Here is a 26,239-nt window from a genome sequence, read left to right as displayed (position 1 = left end):
CCGCCGAGCGGTAGCCGGACGTCACTTCCGCCAGAACAGGTGGTGCGTCACGCCGCTGGAACTCGGCACGACGTCGACGTGGAACCGGTCGAGCAGCTCGTCGGGCGACTTCCACAGCGGCACCCCGTGTCCGAGTTCGACCGGCGACACCGCGACGTGCAACGTGTCGATCAGGTCGGCGTCGAGGAACGCGCGGATGGTGGTGGCGCCGCCGCCGATCCGGACGTCCTTGCCCTGCGCGGCCTCCTTCGCGAGCGCGAGGGCGTGGGCCGGGGCGCCGTTGACGAAGTGGAACGTCGTGTCGGAGAGCGTGAACGACGGCCGTTCGTGGTGCGTCAGCACGAAGACCGGGGTGTGGAACGGCGGTTCGTCGCCCCACCAGCCCTGCCAGTCGTGGTTCTGCCACGGGCCGCGGTGCGGGCTGAACTTGCCGGCGCCCATGATCTCCGCGCCGATGTTGTGCGCGAAGTCGCGGGTCAGGTAGTCGTCGAGGCCGCGGGTGCCACCGGGGTCGGTGCGGTTGGGCCAGCTCGCCGTGGCACCCGCCCACGCGAACATGGTCCCGGGATCGGCGTGGCCGAACGGCCGGTCGAGGGTCTGGTCCTCACCGGCACCGAACCCGTCCTGCGACACGACGAAGTTCTGGACCTTCACCAGCTGGGTCATGGGCTTCCTTCCGTTCTTGGTCGACGTGATGACCACGGGGGCCGCGAGAACTCATCGGTCCCGGCCGGAAGATCATGCTCCCGCGCTGGATCCGCTGCCTCCCGGCAGCTTGATGACGCCGTGCGGGGGATCAGGAGGCCGTCGTGTTCGCGGAGGCTGAGCCGGGGTGGTCACGTCCCATGCCAGTACCGCGATGACGTGGCGGTCTGCGACTCGGCCGCGGCGGTCGGCAGCGGCCATCCGGTGCAGAACGTTCGTCTGCCGGGCCGGTCGTGACGCTGGGGACGGCGAAGAGCGGGAGCGGCTGAAGGACGACCTTGCTCACCAAATACACGCCTCATCCAGGCATTGGTCAACGCTGTGCGACTGTCCAGGTGTCCCATGAGCGCCGGCGGTGGCAGGCAGGACAGGACGGGCTCGAAACCGTGTCCTGCCTGCGGCGACAGCTTGATCCGCGAGAGCGGGACGGGTGAGTGAACCCGTCCCGCTCTCGCCTTCTGGCCCGAGCCCCGCAGTGCGGAGAGTCAGTTGGACGGGGACGGGACACGGTGGATTCGCAGGTGCCTCCAGGTGATCGCGTCGTTCGACTCTGTTCTCGCTGTCGCCGGCATCGACATCGACATCGACATCGTGAAGATTCCGCCGACCGCGAGATCCTGCTGCGCGCCGAGACCACGCGCGCTACAACCGCGCCGACGCGTCCTGCCCGTTCTCGAAGTACGACACCAACTCGGGGGCGAGGCCCTGCACCTCGTGCGGGACACCTCCAGCGCGAAGGGACTCGGTGGCCCGCACGCCGGCAGCGACGGCCATGCGCGCGGCAACGGGTGAGGTGTCCGTGATGCCGCCTTCCCGCACGAAACGCAGGAATTCGTCTACGAGAAGCGGATCGGCGCCACCGTGTCCGTCGTCGCCGTCGGCGCTCGGCACGTGGTACTGGGCGTCGGCCTGATCGTTGTAGGAGGGGCTGCGGGAGTTCCACACCTTCACCACCGCGCCGGGCCCGTCGCCGAAGTTCTCGAGGCGGCCGGCGTCACCGATGACGGTGTAGTTGCGCCAGTAGTCCGGGGTGAAATGGCACTGCTGGTAGGCGGCGAGCACTCCGTTGCCGAGGCGCAGGTTGACCAGCGACACGTCCTCGACGTCGATGACGGGGTTCAGTCCGCGCTGGGCGTGCGGTGGCCAGTTGGCGTTCTCGTGCCAGTCGGCGTGCTTGGGCTCGCCGGGGAGACGCCGGTGCGGGTTGTCGCCGTAGACCATCAGGTCGCCGAAAGCCTGCACCTGCCGGGTGTAGCCGTTCGCGAGCCAGTGCAGGACGTCGAGGTCGTGGCTGGCCTTCTGCAGCAGCAGTCCGTTGGTGTAACGGCGTTCGGCGTGCCAGTCCTTGAAGTAGTAGTCACCTCCGGAGCCGACGAAGTGCCGTACCCACACCGTTTTGACCTGGCCGATCTCACCTCGCGTGATGATGTCGCGCATCAGGCGGACCACCGGCATGTGCCGCATGTTGTGCCCTACGTAGAGGCGGCTGCCCGTCTCGTAAGCAGTGCGCAGCAGTTCGTCGCACCGCTCGATCGAGATGTCCAGGGGTTTCTCGACGAAGACCGGCTTGCCCGCTTTGAGGGCCTGGCACGCGAGATCGGCGTGGGTGTGGTCGGGGGTGAGGACCACCACCGCGTCCACGTCCGGGGACTCGATGACTTCCCGGTGGTCGGCGGTGATCAGCGCAGCGGGGAAGGCCTTGCCCGCTTCCGCCCGCGCGACCGCGTCGTGCTCGGCGAGTGCGACGACTCGGCTGCCCGCGCCAGGACGGTGGGCGGTGTGGGCGATCGAACCGCGAAGCCCGTAGCCGAGGACGCCGAGACGGAGATCGCGGTGGGTGTTGGTGGTCATGGGAAAGCCTTCCGCACGGCGCTGATGGTGGAGTGTGAAAGGCGGCCCGAGGCTCAGACGGCCTCGGGCCGCCCCTGTTCAGCTCACGGTGATCTTGTCGATGTCCGGCGCCCAGCCGGAGGGATTCGAGATGGTGACGGTGTTCCCCTGCCCGGCGCGCAGGTTCAGGGTCACGGTGGTGGTTCTCGGCGTGACCCAGTCAGGGGTGGGCTGGAAGCTGACGGTCTGGGGCGCCAGAGCGTTGGCCTGGATCCTGGCGCTGCGGGCCACCTGGGTGGCGTAGTGCAGCGTCACGGTGCGCGTCCCACCGGTACCGCCGTCGACGTTGTTGAACCTGAGGGTGCCGCCGTTGCCGAGGTAGCCGACCTTGCTGCCGCCGGAACATCCGCCGCACGCGCTGGTGGTGGCGCCGCCCGCAAGGGTGTTGCCCGCGGTTTCGGCCTCGTAGCTTCCCGCGGACTGGCCGGCGCCGACGCTCATCCCGCCGAGGTCGAGCCATCCGTCGGCGTTCTGGCCCGCGTTGGCGAAGCGCAGTTTCTTGGCGTTGGCGTTGATCGTCTCCAACGGGTTCTTGGCTTTCAGGACGAGCCGGTAGTCGCCGGTGTTCACACCGGACAGATCAACCGGGGCGTCGAAGTACCGGGCGTAGCCGAAGTCCCGGTACGTGGGGTCGGCGCCGACCCCCCAGTCGGGGAAGGCGCGGATGCGGGTGGGCTGAACCTGCCGCAGGTCCCAGGAGGTGTCCCACGTCCTGACCACGTTGCCGGCCGGGTCCTTCAGGCCGAGGCTGACGGTCCAGGGGTAGTAGAACGGGGCCACGCCGGTGTTGTCGATCTGCACGCCCACCTTCGTGGTGCCTTGCGCGGTGTTGTGGAAGTAGGCGTTGCGGACGGTGAGGTTGTAGCCCATCAACCGGACGGCCGCGGCCACGTTGGGGTCGGTGGGGGAGTACTCCAGACTGCGTTCGTTGATCTTCCACGTGGTGTGCTCGAGCTCGATGCACGCCTTCATGTTGTCGACGGGACCGGAGCCCCCCGGCCAGTTGGCGAACGCGACGGACTGGATCTCGGGGCGGACCTCACCGCCCATGGAGGCCGTGATCCACCGGTTCTCCACGCCGCGTTCCAGTGCCTTCTGCAACTGGGCCCAGGGTGCGCCGCCCATGGAGATCGGGAGTGTCACGCCCTGACCGCCTTCGCGGTAGCAGAAGGAGTCGTCGTGATAGCCGATGCGAGGCAGGGTGTTGGCGGCACCGCCCGCGTTGTCCGCGTAGCGCAGTTCGAGCCTGGTGCGCGTGAACGCGCGGTTGTAGGTGTTGAGGATGTCGGCGGCGTTCGCGTCGGTGGGCATGTAGTTGGGATAGGTGTCGCCCGAGGTGTCGGTGTCGTAGGGCCAGGTGTGCCACTCACCCCACAGGCCGATCAGTCCTAAGTGGATGTAACCGAGCCGGGGGTCGCCGTCGTAGCGCGCGCCGAACGCGGTGATGAAGTTCTTGAGCCCGGTCATCAGGAACGGGTTGTCGTAGTCCGGACTCGTCACGTCCCAGTAGGCGTTGTGCCGCATGGCGACCTGCCCGTTGAAGCACGCCGGGATGGCGTTGCCGGGATGGGTGCCCGTGCCGCCGCCGGGATACTCCATGTACAGGCGGATCGCCGCGTGGTTGCCGGCCGCCGCGATGGTGTTGAGCGCGTTGTCCACGATGCTCCAGTTGTAGCTGGAGCAGTTGTTCGGATCCGTCATGACCTCGGACAGGCCGAAGTAGGCCCATGTCAACGAGAGCGGGTAGCCGGCGTTCGGGTCGGTGCCCGGCTGGAGGAAGCGGGCGAACCCCTTGAGCGGGTTGTCCAGCGGCGCGTCGGCGGTGGCGAGGGCGTGGGCGGGCAGGCTGGGATCCGGGGCCGGGCCGGGAGCCGGGCGGTCCGGAACGCCCTGTGCGGACACGTCCGCGGCCTGAGTGAGTCCGGGCATCGCGGCGGGGAGCAGGGCGACAGCCGCGGCGCACAGTGCGGCCACCAACCTCCGGCGTCTGGGCGTGGCTGTGGGCATGGTGCGACCTCCAGGGGGATGAGGAGAGCTGCAGGGTCCCAAATAGTTCCGCTTGAGGATTGACAAAGTTTCACTATTCCTCATCAATATGTAGCAACAGCACCCCACTGGCAAGAGTGAGGCGCGAAGGTCCCTGATGCGGAGGCGTGTCCATGGGCGCCGGCAAGACTGCTGCACCGCCGCGGCGACGCGACGACCGCAAGGTGGCGTGGCTGTTCCTGGCGCCGGTGCTGGTGGGCTTCGTGCTGTTCTACGCGTACCCGACGGTGCTGGGCGTCTACTACTCGCTCACCGACTACGGCATGCTGGCGGCACCGAACCTCGTCGGAGCGGAGAACTACCGCGACCTCGTGGACGACGACAAGTTCTGGAACGCGCTCAAGGTCACCGGCTACTACGTCGTGCTGAACATCGTTTCGCAGACCGTGCTGGCACTCGCCCTGGCCACGTTGATGCACCGCCTGACCCAGTCGGTGGCGATACGCGCGATGCTGCTGGTGCCCTGGCTGGTACCCAACGTCACCGTGGGTCTGCTGTGGATGTGGATGCTCGACGCCAACATCGGCTTCGTCAACCACGTCCTGCGCGCGGTGGGGTTGAGCACCACCGGCTTCCTCACCTCGCCGACGTGGGCGATGCCGACCGTCGCGGGCATCAACACCTGGGCCTACGCCGGTTACACGGCTCTGCTGCTCTACGCGGGCATGCTGCAGATCCCCCGATACCTGTACGAGAGCGCCTCTTTGGACGGTGCCGGCGAGTGGCGGATGTTCACCCGCATCACCCTGCCGCTGCTGCGCCCTGTTCTGGCCCTGGTGCTGGTGGTCTCCCTGATCGGCTCGTTCCAGATCTTCGACACCATCGCGGTGACCACCAAGGGCGGACCGGTCGGTGCCACCAGAGTCATCTACTTCTACATCTACGAACAGGCGTTCACGAACTTCCGCATGGGTTACGCCTCCGCGATCGCCGTGGTGCTCGCTCTGCTGCTCGGGGTGCTGACCGCCGTGCAGATGCGGCTCCTGCGCGCCTCCCGCTCGGACCTGGCATGAGGAGAGTGCCCATGACACCCGTCCGCACCCGGATGCCGCTGGGTCAGATCCCGCTGGGCCGGATCGCAGCCTGGACGTTGCTGGCCGTGGCCGCGGTGGCGACGATCTTCCCGTTCTACTGGATGGTGCGCACCGCACTCACGCCCGCGGCCGACCTGTACTCGGACGGGGTCGGCCTGCTGCCGGAGAACCCGACGATGATCAATTTTCTGCGGGTGCTCGGACTGACGAGTCAGCAGGAGGCGCGGGCGGCCGGTGGTTCCGGTGCCAAGGTCGACTTCCTGCGCTACCTGCTCAATTCGTTCGTCTACTGCGGACTGATCACGATCGTGCAGACGCAGTGCTGCGCGATGGCCGGATACGCCTTCGCCCGGCTCCGGTTTCCCGGCAGGGACCTGGTCTTCGGTGTGCTGATCGCCGCGCTCATGGTTCCGCCGATCTTCACCCTGCTGCCCAACTTCGTGCTCGTGAAGAACCTCGGCTGGCTGAACACCTTCGCGGGCATGGTCGCCCCGAGCGTGCTCATGACCCCGTTCGCCGTGTTCTTCCTGCGCCAGTTCTTCCTGTCGATTCCCCGCGAGATCGAAGAAGCGGCCACATTGGACGGTGTGGGCGGCTGGGGCATGTTCTGGCGCGTGGTGCTGCCGATGAGCCGCGGTCCGTTGCTCACCATCGGGCTGACGACCGCGGTGTGGTCCTGGAAGGACTTCCTGTGGCCGCTGCTGACCGGCCGTGACGAGAAGACCAGGGTGCTGACCGTCGCGCTCGGCATCTTCCAGCAGCAGTCGCCCAACACCCAGCCCGACTGGACCGGGCTGATGGCCGGTTCGACGCTGACCGTGCTGCCGGTGCTCGTACTGCTGATCTTCCTCGGCCGCCGCCTGGTCGAGTCCCTCAACTTCACCGGCATCAAGTGAGCCGGCCCGATCCGAGAGGTAGACCCACCATGCGATCCACACGACGGCGCACCGGCGCCCTCCTGCTGAGCCTGGCCCTCACCGCCCCTCTCGCCGCCTGCGCGAGCACCGGCGACGGTGCCGATGGTGCGACGACACTGGACTACTGGCTGTGGGACGACCGGCAACTGCCCGCCTACCAGGACTGCGCGGACGCCTTCCACGCCGAGAACCCGGACATCACCGTCAAGATCACCCAGACGGCCTGGGCCCAGTACTGGCAGAACCTCACCACCCAGCTCGCTTCGGGCGACGCGCCCGACGTGTGGACCAACCAGAGCACCTACTACCCGCAGTTCGCCAGCCAGAACCAGCTCCTGGACGTGGAACCCTTCGTCCAGCGCGACAAGGTCGACCTCGCCGCCTACCAGCCGGGCCTGAGCGAGGTGTGGGTCAAGGACGGCAAGCGTTACGGGTTGCCGAAGGACTGGGACACGATGGCGCTGGTGGTCAACACCGATGCGCTCGGCAAGCAGGGTGTTGCCCCCGCGCAGCTGGAGGACCTCACCTGGAACCCGGCCGACGGCGGCACGTTCGAGCAGGTGATCGCCAAGGCCACGGTCGACGCCAACGGCCGCAACGGTCTCGACCCCGCCTTCGACAAGAACAGCGTCCAGGTCTACGGGTTCCTGCCCGAGTGGGCCGACGGCGCCAACGGGCAGAACGGCTGGGCCATCTTCGCCGCTGCCAACGGGTTCACCTACCTCGACAAGAACCCCTGGGGCACCCACTACAACTACGACGACCCCAAACTCGCCGAGACCATCAACTGGTTCAAGCGCCTCATCGACAAGGGGTACGCGCCCCGTCTCGACAAGCAGTCCAGCGTCGCCAACTCCGAGCTGCTCATCGCGGGCAAGGGCGCGATGTCGATCGCCGGCTCGTGGACGATCCTCACCTTCACCGACCCGAAGGTGAAGCAGAAGTTCGCCTTCACGCCTCTGCCTGCCGGACCGTCGGGACGCAAGAGCTCCATCAACGGCCTGTCCGACGCCATCTGGGCCGGTAGCGAGCATCCGGAACAGGCCTGGAAGTGGGTCAGGTTCCTGGGCTCGTCCGACTGCCAGGACCGCGTCGCCCAGCGCGCCGTGGTCTTCCCGGCCATCACCGCCGCCAGCCAGAAGGTGGACGCCGCGCACCAGGCCGCGGGCCGGGACGTGCACGCCTTCACCGGCGCCGCGAAGAAGGACACCTTCCTGCTGCCCGTCACGGAACACGGCACCGAGCTCAATCCGATCGTCCAGGACGCCATCCAGTCCGTCATCCTCGGCGACGCCAAGGCAGATCAGGCGTTGAGGGAAGCGAACGACAAGGTCAACGCCCTCTTCAAGTAGCCGGTACGCCCGTCTGCCCGTCTCACGCGAGGACACCCATGGCCCAATTCCTGACCGTCGGCGGCCGCACGTTCGGCGCCGAGCTCGAAGGCAGCGCCATTCCGCGGCTCGTCAACGGAGGGCTGCTGCTGCCACCGGGGCGAGTCGCGCTCCTGCACGGACTCGGCGACGCGTTGTTCTACCGGCACGGACACAACTCCTGGAGTCCCTGCGGATGGCGCCGTCTCTCCGACGCTCCTCTGCGCATCGCCAGCGCGGAGCGTCGCCTCACGGCGGACGACACCACTTGGGACGACCCCAGTCGCCATCACTCGTCCGCGGTCGCTGCCCTGGAGGGACCTGACGGGCGCGTGCTTCTGCTGGGAGCACTGGGTTTGGGCGTACCCCGGCTCGCCGCCGACCAGGACACCCTCGTCGGCTGGTACGAATCCGGCGGGGCCCCGTGGTTCCTCGCCTACGGCGACGAGGACGAGGTCTTCGCCGCCTACGCGGAGCAACTCGGCGCACGCCTCGGGCACAGCGCCAAACGGGCCGGCAACGTGTGGTGCAGCTGGTACGCCTACTACGAGGACATCACCGAGGATCAGCTCGCCAAGGACATCAACTCCTTGCGGGGACTGCCCTTCGACGTGGCCCAGATCGATGACGGCTGGGAGGAGCGGGTGGGTGACTGGCACGCCAACCGCAAGTTCCCCGCCGGGATGCGCGCACTGGCCGACCGGATCACGGACGCGGGGCTGCGCCCGGGTCTGTGGCTCGCGCCGTTCATCGTCCACCCCGACTCCCAGACCGCGCGCAAGCGACCGGAACTCCTGCTGCGCGACGCCGGCGGAGCGCCGGTCGTCGCGGGCCACAACTGGGGGACCGGGTACTGGACGCTCGACCTCACCCTGCGTCCGGCGCAGGAACACCTGAAAGAGACCATCCACCGCGTCACCCACGAGTGGGGGTTCACCTACCTCAAGCTCGACTTCCTCCAGGCCGGCACCACGCCGGGGTCCCGCTTCGGCGACGTGGACCGCGAGGAGGCGTACCAGACCGGCCTGCGCGCCATCCGGGAAGCGGCTGGGGACGACGCCTACCTGCTGGGCAGTGGCGCGCCGCTGTTGCCCTCGCTCGGCCTGGTCGACGGACTGCGCAGCGGCCCCGACGTGGCCCCGATGTGGGACCACTACGCCACCCAGGACCCCTCCGACGCTCTCGCCCGCAACGCCGTCGTCAACACCCTGCACCGCCTGTGGCACGCCCCCGTGCTCGAAGTCGACCCGGACGTCGTGTACTTCCGCAGCCGCTTCAACCTGCTCACCGACCGGCAACAGAGCTGGTTGCGCGACCTCGCCGACATCTGCGGCTTCCGCGCGATCTCGGATCCACCCGGCTGGCTGCGCCCGGACGAGCTGGAGGCGATGACCCGGTACCTCGACCACCGGCCCGACATCCGCAAGCTGGGTCGCTACCGATTCTCGCTCGACGGGCGCGAGGTCGACTTCGCCCCGGCGGTCGACCCCGGCGCGGGGCAGGCGTATCCGATCGCTTGAGCCCGGCGCGCGACCGGACTTAGTAAACTGCGTAGCATTATTCAGTGGTGGTACGCGCTTTCCAGAGGGGCACAGCATGGCGATGAGCGGAACAGACCTCTCCCGGATGCGGGAGATGAACCAACTGTCCGTCCTGTGGGCCCTGCGCGGCACCCCGCCCTCGACCGTCACCGAGCTCGCGAATCGGACAGGCCTGTCCCGGCCCGCGGCGGACGTGCTCGTGCAACAGCTGGTGGCCGACGGCTGGGCAGAGGTCGAGGAACCAGGGGCCAGCAGCACGGTGGGACGTCCCGCCCGGCGCTACCGCTTCCGCGCCAAGGCCGGACACGTGCTCGGCATCGACATCGGCGTGCACAAGATCCTCGTCATGCTCTGCGACCTGGAGGGAAATCTGGTCCAGTCCCTGCGCCGCCCGGCCGACCCGCAGGCCGGTCCCGCCGAGCGGCTCGCGGCGGTGGACGAGACCATCGACGACGTGCTGCACGAGGCCGGTATGGCGACCCCGGACATCTGGGCGATCACCGTGGGAGTGACGGGCCCGGTCGACGAGAACGGGCGCAGCATCATCTCCACCCCGTTGCCGGGGTGGCGGGAGGCCGATCCCGTCGCCCATCTGCGCACGCGGTTCACCTGCCCGATCCGGGTGGAGAACGACTGCAAGCTCGCCGCGGTCGCTGAACGCTGGAAGGGCGTCGCCCAGGACGCCGACGACATCGTCTATCTGCTCGCCGGTCTGCGCACTGGCGCGGGCCTCATCATCGACGGCACCCTTCGTCGCGGTCACGGCGGTGTCGCCGGAGAGATAGGAGCACTCAAGGCCGTGCGGTGGCTCAACGCACCAGGTCACCTCACGGCCTATCCCGGCGCACCCTCGGGCGCCAAACCCGGCGAGGCGGCGGCCTGGGTGTTCCAGGCCGCGCGGGAGGGCGACAGCGCGGCGAAGACCGCCGTCCAGCGCTACATCCGCGACCTCGCCGTCGGCGTCGCCGCGCTCGTGCTCACCCTCGACCCGCAGATAGTCGTGTACGGCGGCGGATTCTCCCGTTCCGCGGACCTGGTCCTCGACTCGTTGCGCCGCGAACTCGCCAAGCACTGCCTGCGCGTGCCGGAACTGCGCGCTTCCACGCTCAGCGACGAAGGCGTCGCACTGGGGGCGCTGCGACTGGCCCTGGACCAGGTCGACAACACATTGCTCAGCAGTCAGCTCGCCGCGCCTGTCGCACCCCAGTTCTCATGACCCGCCGGACCGTCCACAGTGAACATCGGGTCTGTCGAGGTCCAGTCAGGCCTGCACCACGTGAACCCCGCGCTCACGGAACCGTTTGACGTCGTCATCGCCGGCACCGGTGTCGGTGATCAGCACGTCGACCTCCGGCGTCGCGCAGATCGAGGCGAACGCCCGCGCCCCGATCTTGGAGGAGTCCGCCACGACCACGACCTTGCCCGCCCGCTCGGCCAGCAGCCTGTTGATCGCGGCCTCTCCTTCGTGGTGCGCTGAGGCGCCCGCGGCCGCGTCGATCGCGTCCACGCCCAGAAAGGTGATGTCGAGGCTCAGGTCGTTGAGGATCTTCTCCGCCAACGAGGACATCAGCTCGTAGGACTGTGCCCGCGCCACGCCGCCCGTGACGACGAGCTTCACCTGAGGACGCACCGAAAGCTCGTTGGCGATGTTCAACGCGTTGGTCACCACCGTGATCACGGCATCGCCCTCTGACCGCATGACCAGCGTTCGTGCGACCTCGGTCGTCGTCGTTCCGCCGTTCAGCCCGACCACCGCGCCGGGCCACACCATGTCCGCGGCCGCCCGCGCGATCCGCTGCTTCTCCTCCGCGTGTCGCACCGTCTTGTAGCGCATCGGGAGGTTGTAAGCGACTGCGTGGGTCACCGCGCCGCCACGGGTCCGGGTCAGCAGTTGCTGTTCGGCGAGGTGGTCCAGGTCCCGGCGGATCGTCGCAGCCGAGACCTGCAACTGCTCCGAGATCTCCTCCACCTCGATGCGCCCACGCTCGCCGAGGATCTCCAACAGCGCGTTCAGCCGCTCATACCTGTTCATCGCCACCTCCAAACGGACATCATTGCGCACCACGCCTGGCAAGATGAGTCGGAGTGGGTGGCGAGCGGCGTCAGTGGCACTGCTCTCCTCAGTGACGGACGATCGCAGCCAGCGCCGCACCTCGGCAGCCCGCCAGGCCGCCGAGCGCCGCGCGTACCAGCCGCGGTTCGCGCTGGAACCTCAAGCGAGCCGACAGGCCTCTGGCGAGTGGTTCGAGCAGCAGGCGGTTCGCGCCGGAAAGGCCACCTCCCACCACCACTACCTCGGGGGCGAGCACGCTTGCCGTCCAGGCCAGCGCCGTGACCAGGCTCTCGACGGCGTCCTTCCACACGGTGACCGCCTCGGGTTCGCCCGCCTCGACCCGGCGCGCGACGTCGACGGCGCCTGAGGTCTCTCTGCCGGTCAGGGCTGTGTAGCGGCGTGCGATGGCCGCTGCGGAGGCGACGGCCTCAAGACACCCGGTGCCCCCGCACAGGCATGGCTCGCCGTGACCGACGTCAACGTGACCCAGTTCGCCGGCGTACCCGTCGGCATCGTGCACGTGACCGTTGGTCACCAGAGCGGAGGCAATGCCCGTACCGATCGGGAGGAACAGCATCGTGCGCGCGCCACGACCGCCGCCGAGCCGATTCTCGGCCAGCGCGCCGGCCCGCACGTCGTGGGTGAACGCGACAGGCCGGCGGAGGCGATCGGTGAGCAGGTCGGCGAAGGGCACGTCACGCCAGCCCAGGTTCTCCGAGAACACGCCAGTGCCACGCCGCTCGTCGACAACACCAGGCACCGCGACACCCACCTGGTCGGCTGGCAGCTCCTCCGCGAGATGGCCCACCACATCGAGGACTTCCGGTACGACCGAGGGGCCACGCCGCGGTGTCGGACGTGACCTCGTCTCGAGCACGGTGCCCGCGTCATCGACCAGCACCGCTTTGACGGCAGTGCCGCCAACGTCCACACCGAGCGCAGACACGGAGTCCCCGATCTGATCGAAGATGTTCATTTAAGAGGTAAATTATGCAGCTACGCACATCTATCAATCAAGGGGACGTCATCGGTGGCCGACGGCGACGTGGGAGACCCAGGCCGGGATCTGGACGTTTGTTCTCGCCGTTGAGCAGCAGGGTCGGACCGTTGAACTTCGGCAGTTCGACCGCGAGGTCGGCGAAGCTGTCGAGGTCGGCGATGTAGCGCTTGGCCGGTTCGAACACAGCCGCCGGGAGCCACGAGTACGAGCAGCACTGCAGCGAGCACCGAACCCGCCGATCACTCGCCGCCGCGGCACCCTTGCGGTCGGGTCCCAGCCCGCTCAGATCGAACGCTTCAGCGCAGATCGGCAGGACCGTCCGGGCGGAGTCGTCCACGTGCATCGCCATGCGGCTCAACCTGCATGGACGGGATTTTCGGCACACACAAGGCCGCCGGCGCATCGATCTCGGCCACGGGCCGAACGGAAGCGGCGCCGGGTGACACCGGCGCCGCTTCCGTTCGACGATCACCCGAGCACGGGCGTTACTGCGCGGTCGGGACGGGGTGACCTTCCGACGCCTGCACGACGACGATGCCCTGCCCCTGCAGTGCGAGCTGGTACGCCTCGCCGGAGCCGCGCCCGATGACGGCGCCGAGCTTGGCCGTCTTGCGAATCGAGGACTGCAGCGAGGTGGACCACAGGACGGCGGACTGCATGTCGACGAACGTCGGCACGTCCACGTTCAGCACGACCGGCGTGCCGTAGGCGGTGACGGCGAGTGCTCCCGTTCCCGTGAACGTGGTGTTGAACAGGCCGCCGCTGAGCATCGACGCGCCTTCGGTGCGGTTGATGTCCCACTTGAGGCTGCTGTCGAAGGCGAGCACGTTCTTGCCGTTCACCGTGACGCCTTCGTTCTCCAGGTACAGCACGAAGATCTCGTCGGCGTCCTGGGCGAGGAACACGTCGCCGCTGCCCGACACCTTCATCAGCGACATGCCCTCGCCGGTGAAGGCCTTCTTGAACAGCTTGCCGAGACCACCGCTGCCTTCGTAGGCGAAGTCGACGTCGCCCTGGTAGGCGACCATCGATCCCTGCTTGGCGAAGAAGAAGCCGCCGCTGCCGGTGAGGTCCACCTTGAGCATGCGTTCGTTCTGCAGTTGGAAGCTTCCCGGCTCGACGGGCCGTTCCGCGTGGTTGAACAGTGAGCTGCGCATGCCCAGATGATGCAGGTGATCATCACCTCACGCATCCGTGGGGTGGTCCTCCGCGCCGGGGCAGCAGCAGTACCGGCGAACGCGAAGTTGCCGCGAGTGTGGCGAGTGGCTGCCGGAAGGGCGTTTCGCCGGCGGAGTCACCTTGAAGCCGGCGTCGCCGAGTTGCTGTCGAGTTCTCCGGCGAGCACCGGCGCGCCCGTCTTCGCCACCACGTCCTCGACCGTGCTGCCGGGTGCGAGTTCGACCAGGCGGAACGCCCCGTCCGCGACGTCGAGCACGGCCAGGTCGGTGATGACGCGGGAGACGACCCGGCGTCCTGTCAGCGGCAGGGTGCAGGCGGAGACCAGTTTCGGGTCGCCGGCGCGCGACACGTGGTCCATCAGGACGATGATCCGCCGGGCGCCGCTGACGAGGTCCATCGCGCCGCCCATGCCCTTGACCATCGCGCCCGGCACCATCCAGTTCGCGAGGTCGCCGTGCGCGGAGACCTGCATGCCGCCGAGCACGGCGGTGTCGATGTGGCCGCCGCGGATCATCGCGAAACTGGTGGCGGAGTCGAAGAACGAGGCTCCCGGCAGCACGCTGACGGTCTGCTTGCCCGCGTTGATGAGGTCGGGGTCGACCTCGTCGTCGTAGGGGAACGGGCCGACGCCGAGGATGCCGTTCTCCGCGTGCAGCGTCACCGTGGAGTCCGCCGGCAGGTGGTCGGGGATCAGCGTGGGCAGGCCGATGCCGAGGTTGACGTACTCGCCGTCGCGCAGTTCGAGCGCGGCGCGGGCGGCCATCTCGTCGCGGGTCCAGGCCATGTCAGTTCGCCTCCTGGCGGGCGCGGGTGGTGCGCTTCTCGATGTCCTTGCGGGCGGCCTGGTCCGGGGTGAGCGCGACGACGCTCTGCACGAACACACCGGGCAGGTGCACGTGGTCCGGCTCGATCTCGCCGACCTCGACGACGCGTTCGGCCTCGACGACGGTGAACCGGCCCGCCATCGCGACGGCCGGGTTGAAGTTGCGGGCGGCGGCGTGGAAGACGCAGTTGCCCGCGCGATCGGCGATCGCGGCGCGCACGAGCGCGACGTCGGTGACGATCGACTCCTCCAGCACCATCTCCTTGCCGTGGAACGTGCGGACCTCCTTGGCAGGGGAGGAGAGCGCGACGGTGCCGTCCGGGTGGTACCGCCACGGCAGGCCGCCCTCGGACACGAGCGTGCCGACGCCGGTCGGCGTGTAGAAGGCGCCCACTCCCGAACCGCCTGCGCGCAGCCGTTCCGCGAGTGTCCCCTGTGGAGTGAGCTCCACGGTCAGCTCGCCCGCCAGGTACTGCCGGGCGAACTCCTTGTTCTCGCCGACGTAGGACGCGACGACCCGGCTGATCCGGCGGTGTTCGAGCAGCAGCCCGAGACCGGCGCCGTCGACGCCGCAGTTGTTGGAGACGATCGTGAGGTCGTCGGCGCCCTGTTCCAGCAGGGCCTCGATGAGGAACCACGGGATGCCCGCGAGCCCGAACCCCCCGACCGCGACGCTCGCGCCGGACCGGATGCCGGCCACGGCTTCGGCCGGTCCGCCGGCCACCTTGTCCAGGCTCATGAACGGCTCTCCTTCGTGAGGTGGTCGATCAGCGCCGCCGTGACGACGTCCGGCTGCTCGGCGTTGGCGAGGTGCGCGGCTCCGGGGACGACGAGAAGCCGACCGTCCTGGACGGAGGTGGCGATCTCTTCGAGGTGGTGAGGCGGTGTCGCCGGGTCGTCCGCTCCCGCGATCGCGAGCGTCGGCGCGCTGATCCCGGCGAGGTCCGCGCGCTGGTCCATGACGGCGATCGCCTCGCAGCAGCCCGCGTACCCCTCCGCCGGAGTGGCCGAGACCATCGCCTCCCACCGCGCCCGGTCCTGGTACGCGGGCGTGAACCAGCGCTGGACGACGGCCTCGGCGACCGCGCCTGTTCCCCGAGCGCGAACGAGGGCGGCGCGGTCGGTCCAGTTCGCCGCCGGTCCGAGGCAGGCGCTGGTGCACAGGACCGCGAGCCGGTCCACGCGTTCGGGGTTGCGGGCGGCGACGCGCAGCGCGGTCATGCCGCCCAGCGACAGCCCGGCCAGGTGCGCCTTCTCCACGTCCAGCCGGTTGAGCAGCACGACGAGGTCGCCGGCGAGCGCGTCGATGGTGTGCGGGCCGGGCACGACGGGGGAGCGGCCGTGGCCACGGGTGTCGTAGCGAACGACCCGGAAGTGCTCTTCGAGCGCGGCGACGTTGGCGTCCCACATCTCCAGCGTCGACCCCAGCGAGTTGGACAGCACGACGACCGGGCCGTCCGGCCTGCCCGTGACGACGTGGTGGACCTCGGCGACGCTCATCAGCGCACCGCCTCGAAGACGGCGGCGAGACCCTGGCCGCCGCCGATGCACATCGTCTCCAGGCCGTAACGGCTGCCGCGGCGGCGCATCTCGTGCGCGAGCGTCGCCAGGATCCGTGCCCCGGTCGCGCCCACCGGGTGGCCGAGCGAGATGCCGGAACCGTTGGGGTTGAGCCGTTCGTCGGCGGCGTCGACCTTCCACTCGCGCAGGCACGCGAGCACCTGGGCGGCGAACGCCTCGTTGAGCTCGATCACGTCCAGGTCGTCGAGGGTGAGCCCGGCCCGGTCGAGCGCGGCGGCCGTGGCGGGCACCGGTCCGATGCCCATCACCTCGGGTCCGACCCCGGCAACCGCCCACGACCTGAGCGCGAGGACGGGCCGCAGCCCGCGCTTCTCGGCTTCGTCGCGAGTCGTGACCACGCACAGCGCGGCACCGTCGTTCTGGCCGCTCGCGTTGCCCGCCGTGACCGTCGACTCCGGGTCGAGCTTCAGCCGGACCGGTCGCAGCGCGGCGAGGTCGTCGAGCGTCGTGTCCGGCCGAGGGTGCTCGTCTCGGTCGACGGTCAGATCGGGCTTGCCGCGGCGGCCGGGGACGGTGACCGGCACGAGCTCGTCGGCGAACCTGCCCGCCTGGTCGGCGGCACCCCAGCGCTGCTGCGACCGCAGTGCGAACTCGTCCTGCTCGGCGCGCGAGATGCCGTACTCGCGGCGGAGGTTCTCCGCCGTCTCCAGCATGCCGCCGGGCACCGGGTGGAACCGGCCACCGGCCGTCTCCCTGGCCCGGTCGAGCCGGTCGACGAGCTGGATCCCGCCGCTGCGGACACCGGTGCGCAGCCCCAGCGCGTAGTGCTCGACCTGCGACATCGACTCCGCGCCACCCGCCACGACGACCTTCGCCGCACCGGTGGCGACCTGACCCGCCGCGTAGAGGACGGCCTGCAGCCCGGAACCGCAGCGCCGGTCGATCTGCAGGCCCGGAACGCCGACGCCGAGGCCCGCGTCGAGCGCCGCGACCCGGCCGATCGCCGGTGACTCGCCGTTCGCGTAACTCTGTCCGAGCACGACGTCGTCGACATCGCCCTCCCGCAGCCCCGTGCGGCGCACCAGTTCCGTGAGCACGGCGGTGGCGAGGTCGGCGGCGCTCAGCGAGGCCAGAGCCCCGCCGAACCGTCCGACCGGGGTCCGGAGGGGTTCGCAGATCACGACGTCGGTCATGCCCTCGACCCTAGGGCCGTCCGGTGATATCCAGAAATACCTGTTTAACGGTGACTGAGACTCTGCGAGTATCAATCGGTGGAACTTCGTCATCTGCGGTACTTCGTGGCGGTCGCCGAGGAACGGCACTTCGGGCGCGCCGCCGAACGCCTGCACATGGCACAACCACCGCTCTCGCAGCAGATCCAGCAGCTGGAGGCCGAGCTCGGGGTGACGTTGCTGCACCGCACCACCCGCAAGGTCGATCTCACCGACGCCGGGCTGGTCTACCTGGACCGCGCGCGAGCCGTGCTGTCCGCGGTGGACGACGCGGCGGCCGAGGCGCGACGGGTGGCCGAGGGCGTGCAGGGCCGGCTGGTCGTCGGGTGCGTCGGCTCGGCCACCTACAGCCTGCTGCCCGCGTTCGCCCGGGCTCTGCGGGACGAGCTGCCGGCCGTCGACTTCGTGTTCCGCGGCGAGATGCTGGCACCGGACCAGCTCGAATCCCTGCTCGCCCGCCGCATCGACCTCGCCCTGCTGCGCCCGCCGGTCGAGAATTCCGGGGTGCGGGTGACCACGGTGCGCCGCGACCGGCTCATCGTGGCGCTGCCCGAGGACCACCGCCTCGCGCGGCGAAAGAGGCTGAAGATCGAGGACCTGCGCGAGGAAGACCTGATCGTGCACGCGTCCCACGGCCGCTCGGTCATGCACGGGATCGTCACGGACCTGTGCCGCGCGGCAGGGTTCGAGCCGCGGATCCGCCACGAGGTGGCGGAGACCTCGACCCTCGTCACCTTCGTCGCCTCGGGGCTCGGCGTGGCCGTGGTCCCGGAGCCCGTGGCGGAACTCGGCGTGCCCGGCACCACCTACCGTCCGCTGGCAGGCAAGCAGGGCATCGACCTCGTGGCCGCCGTACGCGCTGACGACGACTCGCCGGTGCTCGCGAGGGCGCTCGGGTTGCTGGTGCGGTGGCAGGAACGGACGACTCCGCGCTGACTCAGGCCTCCAGCCACTCCGGCCGGGTGGACGAGGCGGGGTCGAGCCGGTCGAGGATGCGTTCGTGGGCGGCGTGCAGCTGGCTCAGCTGTGCCTCGTCCAACGGATCCACGACCAGTTCGCGGACCAAGGTGACGTGACCGGGAGCGGCCTGCTCGACGGCCGCCATGCCCGCGTCGGTGAGGACCGCGCGGCTGGCCCGGCCGTCGGCGGGGTCGGGCTCGCGGCGCAGCAGATCGCGTGCCTCCAGGCGCTTCACGACGTTCGAGAGGCGTGACAGCGAGGAACTGGTGAGCTGCGCCAGGCGGCTCAGGCGCAGGGCGTGGCCGGGGATCTCGGAGAGCATCGACAGCACGTGGTACTCGAAGAACGTCAGTCCGGCGTCGCGTTCCAGCTGGGCGCCGAGGGTCGCGGGCAGCCGGGTCAGCACGCGCACCATGTCGAGCCAGGCCAGCCGTTGCTCCGCCGTCAGCCAGCGCGGGTTCGTCGAGTCCGGGGTCACACCCCCAATTTACTTGACGCTTGAACCATTCGCTCCTAGTGTCGGAGACAGAAAGTTCAAACTTGAACTATTTCAGGAGGCTCTCATGCGCGTCGCGATCATCGGTGCGGGCAACGTCGGATCCGGACTCGCCGGCGCTGCCGCCGCCGCGGGACACCAGGTCACCGTCGCCGCCGCCCACGAGGAGAACGCGGTCAAGGTCGCCGAGCAGGTGGGCGGGACGTCCGCGGCGTCCGCGGCAGACGCCTCCCAGGGCGCGGACGTGATCGTGCTGGCGGTGCCCGCCGGCGTCGCGGCCGACGTGCTGGACGAGATCAAGGGCACCGGTGCGGTCGTCGTCGACGCCACCAACCCGATCAACGAGACCTACAGCGACCTGACGACCGGCGGCACGAGTCACGCCGAGCAGTTGGCCTCCGCCGCGCCGGGAGTGAGGCTCGTCAAGGCGTTCAACACCGTCTTCGCCTCCCGGCTGGGTGACGCGAGCGAGGGCGGTCAGTCGCTCGACGGCTACTACGCCGGCGACGACGAGGCGGCCAAGCAGGTCGTGGCGGACCTGCTGACCTCGCTGGGCTTCCGGCCGATCGACGCGGGCGGCCTGCGGATGGCCCGTTCGCTGGAGGAACTGGCCTTCCTGAACATCACCCTCAACGCGCGCAACGGCTGGAGCTGGCAGAGTGGGTGGCGCCTCACCGGTCCGACCGTCTGAAAAGGACTGCCGACTTCCCGTTCCGGCTGAAGGAGAAGCATGTTCGCGTCCTGGTACGACCGGCAGGGGTCGGCCGCCGAGGTCCTGCGCGTCGGCGAGCTGCCCGATCCCGAGCCCGGCCCCGGTGAGGTGCGGGTCGAGGTGCGACTGTCCGGGGTGAACCCCGGCGACACGAAGAAGCGGCGTGGCTGGCTGGGATCCTCGATGCCGTTCCCGAGGGTCGTCCCGCACAGCGACGCCGCCGGAGTGGTCGACGCGGTCGGCGACGGCGTCGACAAGAACCGGCTCGGACGGCGCGTGTGGGTCTACGGCGCGCAGTCCTACCGTGCGTTCGGCACGGCCGCGCAGTACGTGGTCGTGCCCGAGCACATGGCCGTGCCGCTGCCCGATCACGTGAGCGACGAACTGGCCGCGAGCCTGGGCATCCCCGGCATCACGGCCCACCGCACGGTGTTCGCCGACGGACCGGTCGACGGACGGACCGTGCTGGTGCAGGGCGTGCTCGGCGGCGTCGGCTCCCTCGCCGCGCAACTGGCCCGCTGGGGCGGCGCCACCGTCCTGGGAACCGTGACCAGGACCAGCGACCTCGACCTCGTCGACCCGGAGTTCGTCTCGCACGCGGTAGCCCTCGACAACCCGGCCGCGGCCGACGAGATCCGCGCGAACGCGCCGGACGGCGTGCACCGGATCATCGAGGTGTCGTTGTCCGACAACGCGGACCTCGATGTCGCGGTCATCGCGAACGACGGCGTCATCGCCGCCTACGGCACCCGGACCGACAACACGGAGATCCCGTTCTGGCCGCTGTTGTTCGCCAACGCCACGGTCAGGCTCTTCGGCAGCGACGACTTCCCCGCCGCCGCGAAACGAGCCGCGGCTCGCGACCTCACCGCCGCTGCCGCCATGGACGCGCTGAGGGTGAAGGTCGGGCAGCTGTTCCCGCTCGCCGAGATCGCGGCGGCCCACGAGCGGGTCGACGCGGGCGGTCGCGGTCGCGTGCTCGTCACCGTCCCGTGAGCGGTTCGGCGGCAGGGCAGGCTAGTTTGCCCCGGTGAGTCTCCTCGATGACGTGGCCGAACGCGACGGCTGGCGATGCTGGGTGTGCGACGAGCCGGTCGACCCCGGCATGTCGGTGAACGACGCGCGAGGGCCGAGCGTCGACAGCCGGACGGCCGACCGGAAGGCGAAGATCGCCGAACGGCTCGCGCACCGCGGCTGCAACAGCCGCAAGGGCGCGGTCAAGGTCGTCATCGCGTGGCCGGACCGCCTGCACGTGGCCGAACCCGCGCCGCTGATCACAGTGGCCGGGCGGCTGGAGCGCAAGGGCGGCCGCGAGATGGTGGCCCGGTGCCCGACGAAGCAGGACGCCCACGAGGCGGCGGACTGGCTGGCGGACCGGTTCTCCCGGCTGGTGCCGGGGCTGCCGGTGACCGCCACCGTCGAGGCGGGCGGCGGCCAGTTCCTCGTCGTCCTGGCCACCGGACGTCGTTGAGCGTTTCCTCGGAAGAGAATTCCCGGAATCTCCCGCTGCGCATTCCTGTGCGCGCGACCGCGTGATGCGGATCACCTATCACCGAAGGTGGGAGCGGGTTTTCCGGCCTGAGGGGGAAATCAGGCGGAGGTCAGGGGAAAACCCTGATGGCACGGCACCTGATCACGGGCACGCTGGAAGTCGTCAAGGGGATGTCCCAGTTCGAGGAGAGACATGAGCGAATCCAAGTCCGAGCCCACCCGCAACCCCGTCGACTCGGTGGTCGACGCCGTGCGCGGACTGGTCAGCGAGGGCATCAACCGTCGTGTCGTCGTGCGGGACAGCAAGGACGACGTGGTGCTCGAGGTGCCGCTGGCTCTCGGGTTCGTGGCGGCGTTCGCCGCTCCGGTGGCCACGACGATCGGTGCCGGTGTCGCGCTGGTCGGCAAGTGCGGAATCTCGCTGGAGGACCGTCGGAAGCCTGGTAGCGAGCCCGCGACGACGGTCGAGGCCGAGCAGGCGTAGTCAGTGGCCGCGATTCGTCGCGGCGGGGGATGCAGGGGACGCCGTGGGCCGGCGCCGTCACCAGGGGGTGACGGCGCCGGCCCACGTTGCGGCACCTGGCTTCAGGGCCCAGGTCTCGTGCTTTGGACTGATCTGCCGTGACTCTTGCTCTCGTACGATGACCTCGTGTTCGCCTATCTGCGGTCGGTGTGGGACGAGCCCCGGCCGGCGCGCGGGGCGGCGTGGCTGTGGTGGGACTGGGCGCTGGTCGCCGTCCTCCTGCTGGTCGCGGTGCTCGAGACACTGCTGCGGACGGACCTGGGCTCGCGGGCCGGCTCGCTGGTCGTGGCGGTGGTGCTGCTGCCGTTGCTGTTGCTGCGCAGGAGCAGGCCGCTGGTCGCGGTCGCCGTCGCGTTCGGCGTGGCCGCGGTCGCCTCGCTGGTGTTCGGGGGCGAACCCGAGCTCAACGTGTTGCTGTTCATGGTGCTCTTCCCGTTCTCGTTGTTCCGGTGGGGTTCCGGGCGCGAGGCGGTGATCGGGCTGGTGATCATGTTCGCCAAGGTCGGGCTGTCGGCGGCGCTCGGGTTCATCAGCGTGGGCGAGGCGGGGAGCGGGAGCGCCGTGCTGGGGACGGCGTGCGCCATCGGGGCCGCCGTGCGTTATCGAGGACGTGCGCGGGCACGTGAGCTCGACCAGGTCAAGCTGCTGGAACGGGAGCGGCTGGCGCGAGATCTGCACGACACGGTGGCGCACCACGTGTCCGCGATGGCGATCCGGGCACAGGCGGGGCTCGCGACGGCGGCGTCGCGGCCGGAGGCGGCCACCGAGGCCCTCGGCCTGATCGAGTCGGAAGCGTCGCGGGCACTCGCCGAGATGCGCACGATGGTGCGAGCCTTGCGGCACAACGAGTCCGCGGACCTGGCGCCCAGCCCGACGGTCGCCGACGTCGCGCTGCTCGCGAGCCCCGGCAAGCCGGGTCCCGAGGTGGACGTGCGGATCGACGGGTCCGTCGACGACCTCCCGAAGTCCGTCGGAACCGCGATCTACCGGCTCACCCAGGAGTCGGTCACCAACGCGCGCCGGCACGCCCGCCACGCCACGCGCATCGAGGTGTCCGTGGTCGTCAGCGCCTCGTCGGTGTGCCTGTGCGTGAGCGACGACGGCGATGCCGCCGGCACCGCGGTGCCGGGACATGGGCTGATCGGCATGATGGAGCGCGCAGAGCTGCTCGGCGGCAGCTGCGAGGCGGGCCCGAACCCCGGACGAGGCTGGACCGTGACCGCCGTCCTGCCGCTCACCGGGGCGCGGGGATGAGCGTCCGGGTGATCGTCGCCGACGACCAGGAGATCGTCCGCACCGGACTCTCGATGATCCTCGACGCCCAGCCGGGCATCGAGGTCGTCGGTGCGGCGCCGGACGGACGGCAGGCCGTGGAACTGGCCCGGCGCCTGCGGCCCGACGTGTGCCTGTTCGACATCCGGATGCCTGGCACCGACGGCATCGAGGCCACCCGCCTGCTCGCCGGACCGGGAGTCGCCGACCCGCTCGCCGTCGTCGTGATCACCACGTTCGACCTCGACGAGTACGTCTACGCCGCGCTCCGTGCGGGTGCCAGGGGTTTCCTGCTCAAGGACGCCGGTCCCGCCCTGCTCGCCCAGGCGGTCCACGCCGCGGCCTCGGGCGACGCCCTGATCGCCCCCAGCGTCACCGCCCGGCTGATCGAGGCGTTCACGGACGTCGAGCCCGCCGGCCGCGTCGTGCAGCCGATCGAGCCGCTCACCGAACGGGAGGAGCAGGTCCTCGCCGCCGTCGCGGGCGGGCGCACCAACAGCGAGGTCGCCCAGGAGCTGTACATCACGCTCAGCACCGTGAAGTCCCACATCGCCAGTCTGATGGCCAAGATCGGCGTCAGGAACCGGGTCGAGATGGCCATCTGGGCCTACGAGACCAAGCGGGTGCGGAGCGGATTCCGGCAGCGGTAGCCGAAAGTACGACGAGCGCACCGGACCATCGGCCGGGATGATCGCGGCCCTTCTGCCGATGAGCTGACACCCCCGCACGCGACACGATCCGGTGCATGACCTCCTCGACCAAGTGGAACAGGCTCATCCCGGCCGCGATCATCCTGTTCAGCGTGATCCCGGTGCTCGGCGGCGCTCTGCGGCTGGGCGAGCTCGGCGGCGGTGCGGAGATCACGCCGGACAACGCGCGGTTCTTCGCCTCGCCCGTTCCCGTGGTGGTGCACGCCATCACCGTCAGCGTGTACTGCCTCCTCGGGGCCTTCCAGTTCGCTCCCGGCTTCCGGCGCCGCAGACCGGCGTGGCACAGGGCGGCAGGACGCGTTCTGGTCCTCTGTGGACTTCTGGGTGCGTTGTCAGGTCTGTGGATGACCGTGTTCTACCCCAAACCCTCCGATGTGAGCGCGCTGCTCACCGGCATCCGGCTGGTGTTCGGCACGGCCTGGGCGGTGTTCATCGTGCTCGGGTTCGCCGCCATCCGTCGCCGGGACGTCGCCGGGCACCGCGCCTGGATGATCCGCGGTTTCGCGATCGGGCTCGGCGCCGGCACCCAGGCGGTGACGCTGACCGCGTGGCTCGTGGCCGTCGGCACGCCCGACCGGCTCGCCAATGCGGTGCTGATGCTCACCGCCTGGCTCGTCAACCTCGCCGTCGCGGAGTGGATCATCCGCCGCCAGGTGAAGCCCTCTCGCGCGACCGTTCAGGTCGGCGCCACGCTCAGGGAGACCCGATGAAGGCGATCGTGCAGGACCGGTACGGATCACCGGACGTGCTGGAGTTCCGCGACGTGGAGCCGTCCGCGGCCTCGGGCGACGAGGTGCTCGTGCGGGTGCGTGCGGCCTCGGTCAACGCCTACGACTGGCACGTCATGCGCGGAGACCCTTACCTGGCAAGGCTCACGGGGATCGGGCTCACCGGTCCCGGCAGGAGGATCCGCGGCCGCGACTTCGCGGGCACGGTGGAGGCGGTGGGCCGGGACGTGCGGCGTTTCCGGCCCGGTGACGAGGTGTACGGCGACCTCGGCACCGCCGACGGGGCGTTCGCCGAGTACGTGTGCGCGCCGGAGGGCCTGGTGGAGGCCAAACCGGCCAACCTGACGTTCGAGCAGGCCGCCGCTGTGCCGCTGGCCGGCCTCACCGCGCTGAAGGGACTGCGCGACATCGGAAAGCTCCAGGCGGGACAGCACGTCCTGATCAACGGGGCGTCCGGAGGCGTCGGCACTTTCGCGGTGCAGATCGCGAAGTCCATGGGCGCCACGGTGACCGGCGTGTGCCGCACGAGGAACGTCGAACTGGTGCGGTCGCTCGGCGCCGACCACGTCGTCGACTACACCGCAGGCGACTTCACCAGGAACGGCGAGCGCTACGACCTCGTCTTCGACCTGGTCGGCAACCACTCGCTGACCGGCCTGCGCCGCGCGCTCGCCCCTGGCGGGACGATCGTGCTGTCCGGCGGGGGAGTGTTCCGCGGCGGCAGTCTCGCCGGGCCAATGTGGCTCATGATCAGGGCGAAGCTGTGGGCGCCGTTCGTCCGCGACCGGCTGCTCGTGCTCACCACGGCGCCGGACGGGGAGATCCTCGCGGCACTGCGGCGCCTGGCCGAATCAGGAGGCTTCACGCCGGTCGTCGACCGCACCTACCCGCTTGACGAGGTGCCCGACGCGGTCCGTTACGTCGAGACCGAGCACGCCCGCGCGAAGGTCGTCATCACCGTGTGATGCCCGGCGCGGCGACCCCGCGCTTCCAGACGCCGGCGATGTCGCGGCTGGCGGTGATGTCCTGGAGCGGGTTCCGGTTGAGCAGGAGGAGATCCGCGCGTGTGCCCGTGGCGAGAACGCCGCGGTCGCGCAACCCGAACACCGCCGCTGCACGGGACGTGGCCGCGGCGAGCGCGTCGGCGGGGCTGAGGCCCGCGTCCACGAGCAGGGCGAGTTCCTCGTGGACGGCGCTGCCGTGGGCGACGCGGGAAGGTGAGGTCTCGTCGGAGTTCGCGTCGGTGCCGAGGACGATCGTCGCGCCCGCGTCGTTCAGCGCCGCGGTCGAGGCGAGCGTCTGGCCGAAGTGCAGCGACTTCGGCTTGAACGGCATTCGCAGGTTCTCCAGGACACCGCGCATCATCACGAGGGTGGGGGACACGGCGGTGCCCGAGGAGGCGACCCGACCGGCCAGTTCGGCGGACAGCGTGGCGCTGATGGGCGCGTGGGTGATGACGTCGGCGCCCGCGTCGAGCGCGATGGCGTAGGCCCGCGGTGACGCGGCGTGGACGACCACCTTCTTCCCCGCCCGGTGCGCTTCGGTCACGAGGGCGGCGACCGTACCGGGGCTCAGGGGCCGGGGCTGGAACGGCAGCACCTTGTCCTCCAGCACGATCTTGAGGAGGTCCGGTTCCTGGTGCAGGCGCTCGGCCACCCACCGCGCGGCGTCGCCGGGGCCGCTGACGGCCGTGGAGGCGGGAAAGCCCATCTTGCGCACGGCCCGGCCACGCACGGCGCACGCCGGGTAGGAGACACCGCGGACGTCGGAGCGGTCGTCGGACTCGTTGTCCCGCATCGCGCGGAGCTCGTCCCACCGGGTCGAGGCCATGTCGAGCATCGTCGTCACACCCCACCGCAGCCCGGCGGCGAGCTCGTCGGCGTGTCCGATGTGGACGTGGGTGTCGATGAGCCCGGGAAGCAGGTAGCCGCCCCGCCCGTCGACGACCTCGCCTCCGGTGCCACCGGTGATCACGCCGTTCTCGACGCCGAGGGAGGTGAGCGGCCCGAAGGTGTGCTCAGGGGTGAACACGTGGA

At 69.8% G+C, this 26,239-nt stretch carries 27 protein-coding genes; 14 read left to right on the top strand and 13 right to left on the bottom strand.

All coding sequences use genetic code 11. The features are described 5' to 3' along the window. Positions 1-21: 21 nt before the first annotated feature. From SK854_RS06475 to SK854_RS06465, 3 genes are all read right to left on the bottom strand, one after another. On the bottom strand, positions 22-666 hold the full coding sequence (locus tag SK854_RS06475; protein ID WP_319974067.1) for a dihydrofolate reductase family protein: 645 nt from the start codon (positions 664-666) through the stop codon (positions 22-24). A 681-nt stretch (positions 667-1,347) separates the two neighbouring features. Further along, positions 1,348-2,556 (bottom strand): Gfo/Idh/MocA family protein, encoded by a 1,209-nt coding sequence (locus SK854_RS06470; protein WP_319974066.1) that lies wholly within the window; start codon positions 2,554-2,556, stop codon positions 1,348-1,350. Between the two features lie 78 nt (positions 2,557-2,634). After that, on the bottom strand, positions 2,635-4,602 hold the full coding sequence (locus SK854_RS06465; RefSeq protein WP_319974065.1) for a DUF4832 domain-containing protein: 1,968 nt from the start codon (positions 4,600-4,602) through the stop codon (positions 2,635-2,637). A gap of 152 nt (positions 4,603-4,754) precedes the next feature. Here SK854_RS06465 and SK854_RS06460 point away from each other — a divergent pair, with 152 nt between their 5' ends. From SK854_RS06460 to SK854_RS06440, 5 genes are all read left to right on the top strand, one after another. Next, positions 4,755-5,654, top strand: coding sequence for a carbohydrate ABC transporter permease (locus tag SK854_RS06460; RefSeq protein ID WP_319974064.1), 900 nt, complete (start codon positions 4,755-4,757; stop codon positions 5,652-5,654). A gap of 11 nt (positions 5,655-5,665) precedes the next feature. Continuing rightward, a complete protein-coding gene (locus SK854_RS06455) occupies positions 5,666-6,571 on the top strand; it encodes a carbohydrate ABC transporter permease (protein WP_319974063.1) in 906 nt (301 codons plus the stop codon). Positions 6,572-6,600: 29 nt separating this feature from the next. Next, positions 6,601-7,944: an ABC transporter substrate-binding protein gene (locus tag SK854_RS06450; protein ID WP_319974062.1), complete on the top strand. Its 1,344-nt coding sequence runs from the start codon at positions 6,601-6,603 to the stop codon at positions 7,942-7,944. Between the two features lie 38 nt (positions 7,945-7,982). Then, positions 7,983-9,482, top strand: a complete 1,500-nt coding sequence (locus SK854_RS06445; protein WP_319974061.1) for a glycoside hydrolase family 36 protein — start codon at positions 7,983-7,985, stop codon at positions 9,480-9,482. 82 nt (positions 9,483-9,564) lie between these two features. Then, positions 9,565-10,719, top strand: a complete 1,155-nt coding sequence (locus SK854_RS06440) for an ROK family transcriptional regulator (RefSeq protein WP_319974060.1) — start codon at positions 9,565-9,567, stop codon at positions 10,717-10,719. A gap of 45 nt (positions 10,720-10,764) precedes the next feature. On the opposite strand, the gene SK854_RS06435 is transcribed toward SK854_RS06440, so the two are convergent. The 8 genes from SK854_RS06435 to SK854_RS06400 all read right to left on the bottom strand — a co-directional run bounded on the left by SK854_RS06435 (position 10,765) and on the right by SK854_RS06400 (position 17,272). Further along, positions 10,765-11,535, bottom strand: a complete 771-nt coding sequence (locus tag SK854_RS06435; RefSeq protein ID WP_319974059.1) for a DeoR/GlpR family DNA-binding transcription regulator — start codon at positions 11,533-11,535, stop codon at positions 10,765-10,767. Positions 11,536-11,623: 88 nt separating this feature from the next. Further along, positions 11,624-12,532, bottom strand: a complete 909-nt coding sequence (locus SK854_RS06430; protein ID WP_319974058.1) for an ROK family protein — start codon at positions 12,530-12,532, stop codon at positions 11,624-11,626. Between the two features lie 37 nt (positions 12,533-12,569). Further along, the gene (locus tag SK854_RS06425) at positions 12,570-12,905 is read right to left on the bottom strand and encodes a hypothetical protein (RefSeq protein ID WP_319974057.1); all 336 of its coding nucleotides are present in this window, start codon (positions 12,903-12,905) and stop codon (positions 12,570-12,572) included. 136 nt (positions 12,906-13,041) lie between these two features. Continuing rightward, complete coding sequence (locus SK854_RS06420) at positions 13,042-13,713, bottom strand: AIM24 family protein (protein ID WP_319974056.1); 672 nt, start codon at positions 13,711-13,713, stop codon at positions 13,042-13,044. A gap of 137 nt (positions 13,714-13,850) precedes the next feature. Further along, complete coding sequence (locus SK854_RS06415; RefSeq protein WP_319974055.1) at positions 13,851-14,519, bottom strand: CoA transferase subunit B; 669 nt, start codon at positions 14,517-14,519, stop codon at positions 13,851-13,853. 1 nt (position 14,520) lies between these two features. Further along, positions 14,521-15,297: a CoA transferase subunit A gene (locus SK854_RS06410; protein WP_319974054.1), complete on the bottom strand. Its 777-nt coding sequence runs from the start codon at positions 15,295-15,297 to the stop codon at positions 14,521-14,523. Beyond that, complete coding sequence (gene pcaD, locus SK854_RS06405) at positions 15,294-16,058, bottom strand: 3-oxoadipate enol-lactonase (RefSeq protein WP_319974053.1); 765 nt, start codon at positions 16,056-16,058, stop codon at positions 15,294-15,296. The genes SK854_RS06410 and pcaD overlap by 4 nt, the downstream gene beginning before the upstream one ends. Next, positions 16,058-17,272, bottom strand: a complete 1,215-nt coding sequence (locus tag SK854_RS06400; RefSeq protein WP_319974052.1) for an acetyl-CoA C-acetyltransferase — start codon at positions 17,270-17,272, stop codon at positions 16,058-16,060. The genes pcaD and SK854_RS06400 overlap by 1 nt, the downstream gene beginning before the upstream one ends. 78 nt (positions 17,273-17,350) lie before the next feature. Between SK854_RS06400 and SK854_RS06395 the strand changes: the two genes are divergently transcribed. After that, positions 17,351-18,247, top strand: coding sequence for a LysR substrate-binding domain-containing protein (locus SK854_RS06395; protein WP_319974051.1), 897 nt, complete (start codon positions 17,351-17,353; stop codon positions 18,245-18,247). Position 18,248: 1 nt separating this feature from the next. Here SK854_RS06395 and SK854_RS06390 read toward each other — a convergent pair whose 3' ends face one another. After that, positions 18,249-18,749 carry a MarR family winged helix-turn-helix transcriptional regulator gene (locus SK854_RS06390; protein WP_319974050.1) on the bottom strand — a complete coding sequence of 167 codons (501 nt, stop codon included), beginning with the start codon at positions 18,747-18,749 and terminating at the stop codon, positions 18,249-18,251. Between the two features lie 85 nt (positions 18,750-18,834). Here SK854_RS06390 and SK854_RS06385 point away from each other — a divergent pair, with 85 nt between their 5' ends. The 8 genes from SK854_RS06385 (at position 18,835) to SK854_RS06350 (ending at position 25,168) form a co-directional block, all read left to right on the top strand. Beyond that, positions 18,835-19,458 (top strand): NADPH-dependent F420 reductase, encoded by a 624-nt coding sequence (locus tag SK854_RS06385; protein ID WP_319974049.1) that lies wholly within the window; start codon positions 18,835-18,837, stop codon positions 19,456-19,458. Positions 19,459-19,497: 39 nt separating this feature from the next. Next, positions 19,498-20,475: an NADPH:quinone reductase gene (locus SK854_RS06380; protein WP_319974048.1), complete on the top strand. Its 978-nt coding sequence runs from the start codon at positions 19,498-19,500 to the stop codon at positions 20,473-20,475. A 34-nt stretch (positions 20,476-20,509) separates the two neighbouring features. Further along, positions 20,510-20,950, top strand: coding sequence for a hypothetical protein (locus tag SK854_RS06375; RefSeq protein ID WP_319974047.1), 441 nt, complete (start codon positions 20,510-20,512; stop codon positions 20,948-20,950). A 213-nt stretch (positions 20,951-21,163) separates the two neighbouring features. Then, positions 21,164-21,454, top strand: a complete 291-nt coding sequence (locus SK854_RS06370) for a DUF4342 domain-containing protein (RefSeq protein WP_319974046.1) — start codon at positions 21,164-21,166, stop codon at positions 21,452-21,454. Between the two features lie 165 nt (positions 21,455-21,619). Next, entirely contained in the window at positions 21,620-22,747 is a 1,128-nt protein-coding gene (locus tag SK854_RS06365) for a sensor histidine kinase (RefSeq protein ID WP_319974045.1), read from the top strand. Next, positions 22,744-23,415 carry a response regulator transcription factor gene (locus tag SK854_RS06360; protein WP_319974044.1) on the top strand — a complete coding sequence of 224 codons (672 nt, stop codon included), beginning with the start codon at positions 22,744-22,746 and terminating at the stop codon, positions 23,413-23,415. Before SK854_RS06365 ends, SK854_RS06360 begins: the two co-directional genes overlap by 4 nt. A gap of 95 nt (positions 23,416-23,510) precedes the next feature. Beyond that, a complete protein-coding gene (locus SK854_RS06355; RefSeq protein ID WP_319974043.1) occupies positions 23,511-24,185 on the top strand; it encodes a DUF2306 domain-containing protein in 675 nt (224 codons plus the stop codon). Then, the gene (locus SK854_RS06350; RefSeq protein ID WP_319974042.1) at positions 24,182-25,168 is read left to right on the top strand and encodes an NAD(P)-dependent alcohol dehydrogenase; all 987 of its coding nucleotides are present in this window, start codon (positions 24,182-24,184) and stop codon (positions 25,166-25,168) included. The genes SK854_RS06355 and SK854_RS06350 overlap by 4 nt, the downstream gene beginning before the upstream one ends. Here the strand turns inward: SK854_RS06350 and SK854_RS06345 are convergent. After that, the gene (locus SK854_RS06345; protein ID WP_319974041.1) at positions 25,158-26,234 is read right to left on the bottom strand and encodes an amidohydrolase family protein; all 1,077 of its coding nucleotides are present in this window, start codon (positions 26,232-26,234) and stop codon (positions 25,158-25,160) included. The genes SK854_RS06350 and SK854_RS06345 overlap by 11 nt on opposite strands. Positions 26,235-26,239: the final 5 nt, after the last annotated feature.

The organism is Lentzea sokolovensis (assembly GCF_033949975.1).
In the GTDB taxonomy this organism is placed as follows: Bacteria; Actinomycetota; Actinomycetes; order Mycobacteriales; family Pseudonocardiaceae; genus Lentzea; species Lentzea sokolovensis.
Note: the sequence above shows the minus strand (reverse complement) of the source record. Positions and strands in the feature narration are given on the sequence as shown.

Bases quoted from the DNA above. Each gene is read 5' to 3' on its own strand.
- SK854_RS06465 (WP_319974065.1), bottom strand. From the start codon at position 4,602: ATGCCCACAGCCACGCCCAGACGCCGGAGGTTGGTGGCCGCACTGTGC.
- SK854_RS06415 (WP_319974055.1), bottom strand. From the start codon at position 14,519: ATGGCCTGGACCCGCGACGAGATGGCCGCCCGCGCCGCGCTCGAACTG.
- SK854_RS06460 (WP_319974064.1), top strand. From the start codon at position 4,755: ATGGGCGCCGGCAAGACTGCTGCACCGCCGCGGCGACGCGACGACCGC.
- SK854_RS06435 (WP_319974059.1), bottom strand. From the start codon at position 11,535: ATGAACAGGTATGAGCGGCTGAACGCGCTGTTGGAGATCCTCGGCGAG.
- SK854_RS06360 (WP_319974044.1), top strand. From the start codon at position 22,744: ATGAGCGTCCGGGTGATCGTCGCCGACGACCAGGAGATCGTCCGCACC.
- SK854_RS06355 (WP_319974043.1), top strand. From the start codon at position 23,511: ATGACCTCCTCGACCAAGTGGAACAGGCTCATCCCGGCCGCGATCATC.
- SK854_RS06475 (WP_319974067.1), bottom strand. From the start codon at position 666: ATGACCCAGCTGGTGAAGGTCCAGAACTTCGTCGTGTCGCAGGACGGG.
- SK854_RS06385 (WP_319974049.1), top strand. From the start codon at position 18,835: ATGCGCGTCGCGATCATCGGTGCGGGCAACGTCGGATCCGGACTCGCC.
- SK854_RS06410 (WP_319974054.1), bottom strand. From the start codon at position 15,297: ATGAGCCTGGACAAGGTGGCCGGCGGACCGGCCGAAGCCGTGGCCGGC.
- SK854_RS06420 (WP_319974056.1), bottom strand. From the start codon at position 13,713: ATGCGCAGCTCACTGTTCAACCACGCGGAACGGCCCGTCGAGCCGGGA.
- SK854_RS06440 (WP_319974060.1), top strand. From the start codon at position 9,565: ATGAGCGGAACAGACCTCTCCCGGATGCGGGAGATGAACCAACTGTCC.
- SK854_RS06470 (WP_319974066.1), bottom strand. From the start codon at position 2,556: ATGACCACCAACACCCACCGCGATCTCCGTCTCGGCGTCCTCGGCTAC.
- SK854_RS06400 (WP_319974052.1), bottom strand. From the start codon at position 17,272: ATGACCGACGTCGTGATCTGCGAACCCCTCCGGACCCCGGTCGGACGG.
- SK854_RS06370 (WP_319974046.1), top strand. From the start codon at position 21,164: ATGAGCGAATCCAAGTCCGAGCCCACCCGCAACCCCGTCGACTCGGTG.
- SK854_RS06380 (WP_319974048.1), top strand. From the start codon at position 19,498: ATGTTCGCGTCCTGGTACGACCGGCAGGGGTCGGCCGCCGAGGTCCTG.
- SK854_RS06450 (WP_319974062.1), top strand. From the start codon at position 6,601: ATGCGATCCACACGACGGCGCACCGGCGCCCTCCTGCTGAGCCTGGCC.
- SK854_RS06350 (WP_319974042.1), top strand. From the start codon at position 24,182: ATGAAGGCGATCGTGCAGGACCGGTACGGATCACCGGACGTGCTGGAG.
- pcaD (WP_319974053.1), bottom strand. From the start codon at position 16,058: ATGAGCGTCGCCGAGGTCCACCACGTCGTCACGGGCAGGCCGGACGGC.
- SK854_RS06425 (WP_319974057.1), bottom strand. From the start codon at position 12,905: ATGGCGATGCACGTGGACGACTCCGCCCGGACGGTCCTGCCGATCTGC.
- SK854_RS06455 (WP_319974063.1), top strand. From the start codon at position 5,666: ATGACACCCGTCCGCACCCGGATGCCGCTGGGTCAGATCCCGCTGGGC.
- SK854_RS06445 (WP_319974061.1), top strand. From the start codon at position 7,983: ATGGCCCAATTCCTGACCGTCGGCGGCCGCACGTTCGGCGCCGAGCTC.
- SK854_RS06430 (WP_319974058.1), bottom strand. From the start codon at position 12,532: ATGAACATCTTCGATCAGATCGGGGACTCCGTGTCTGCGCTCGGTGTG.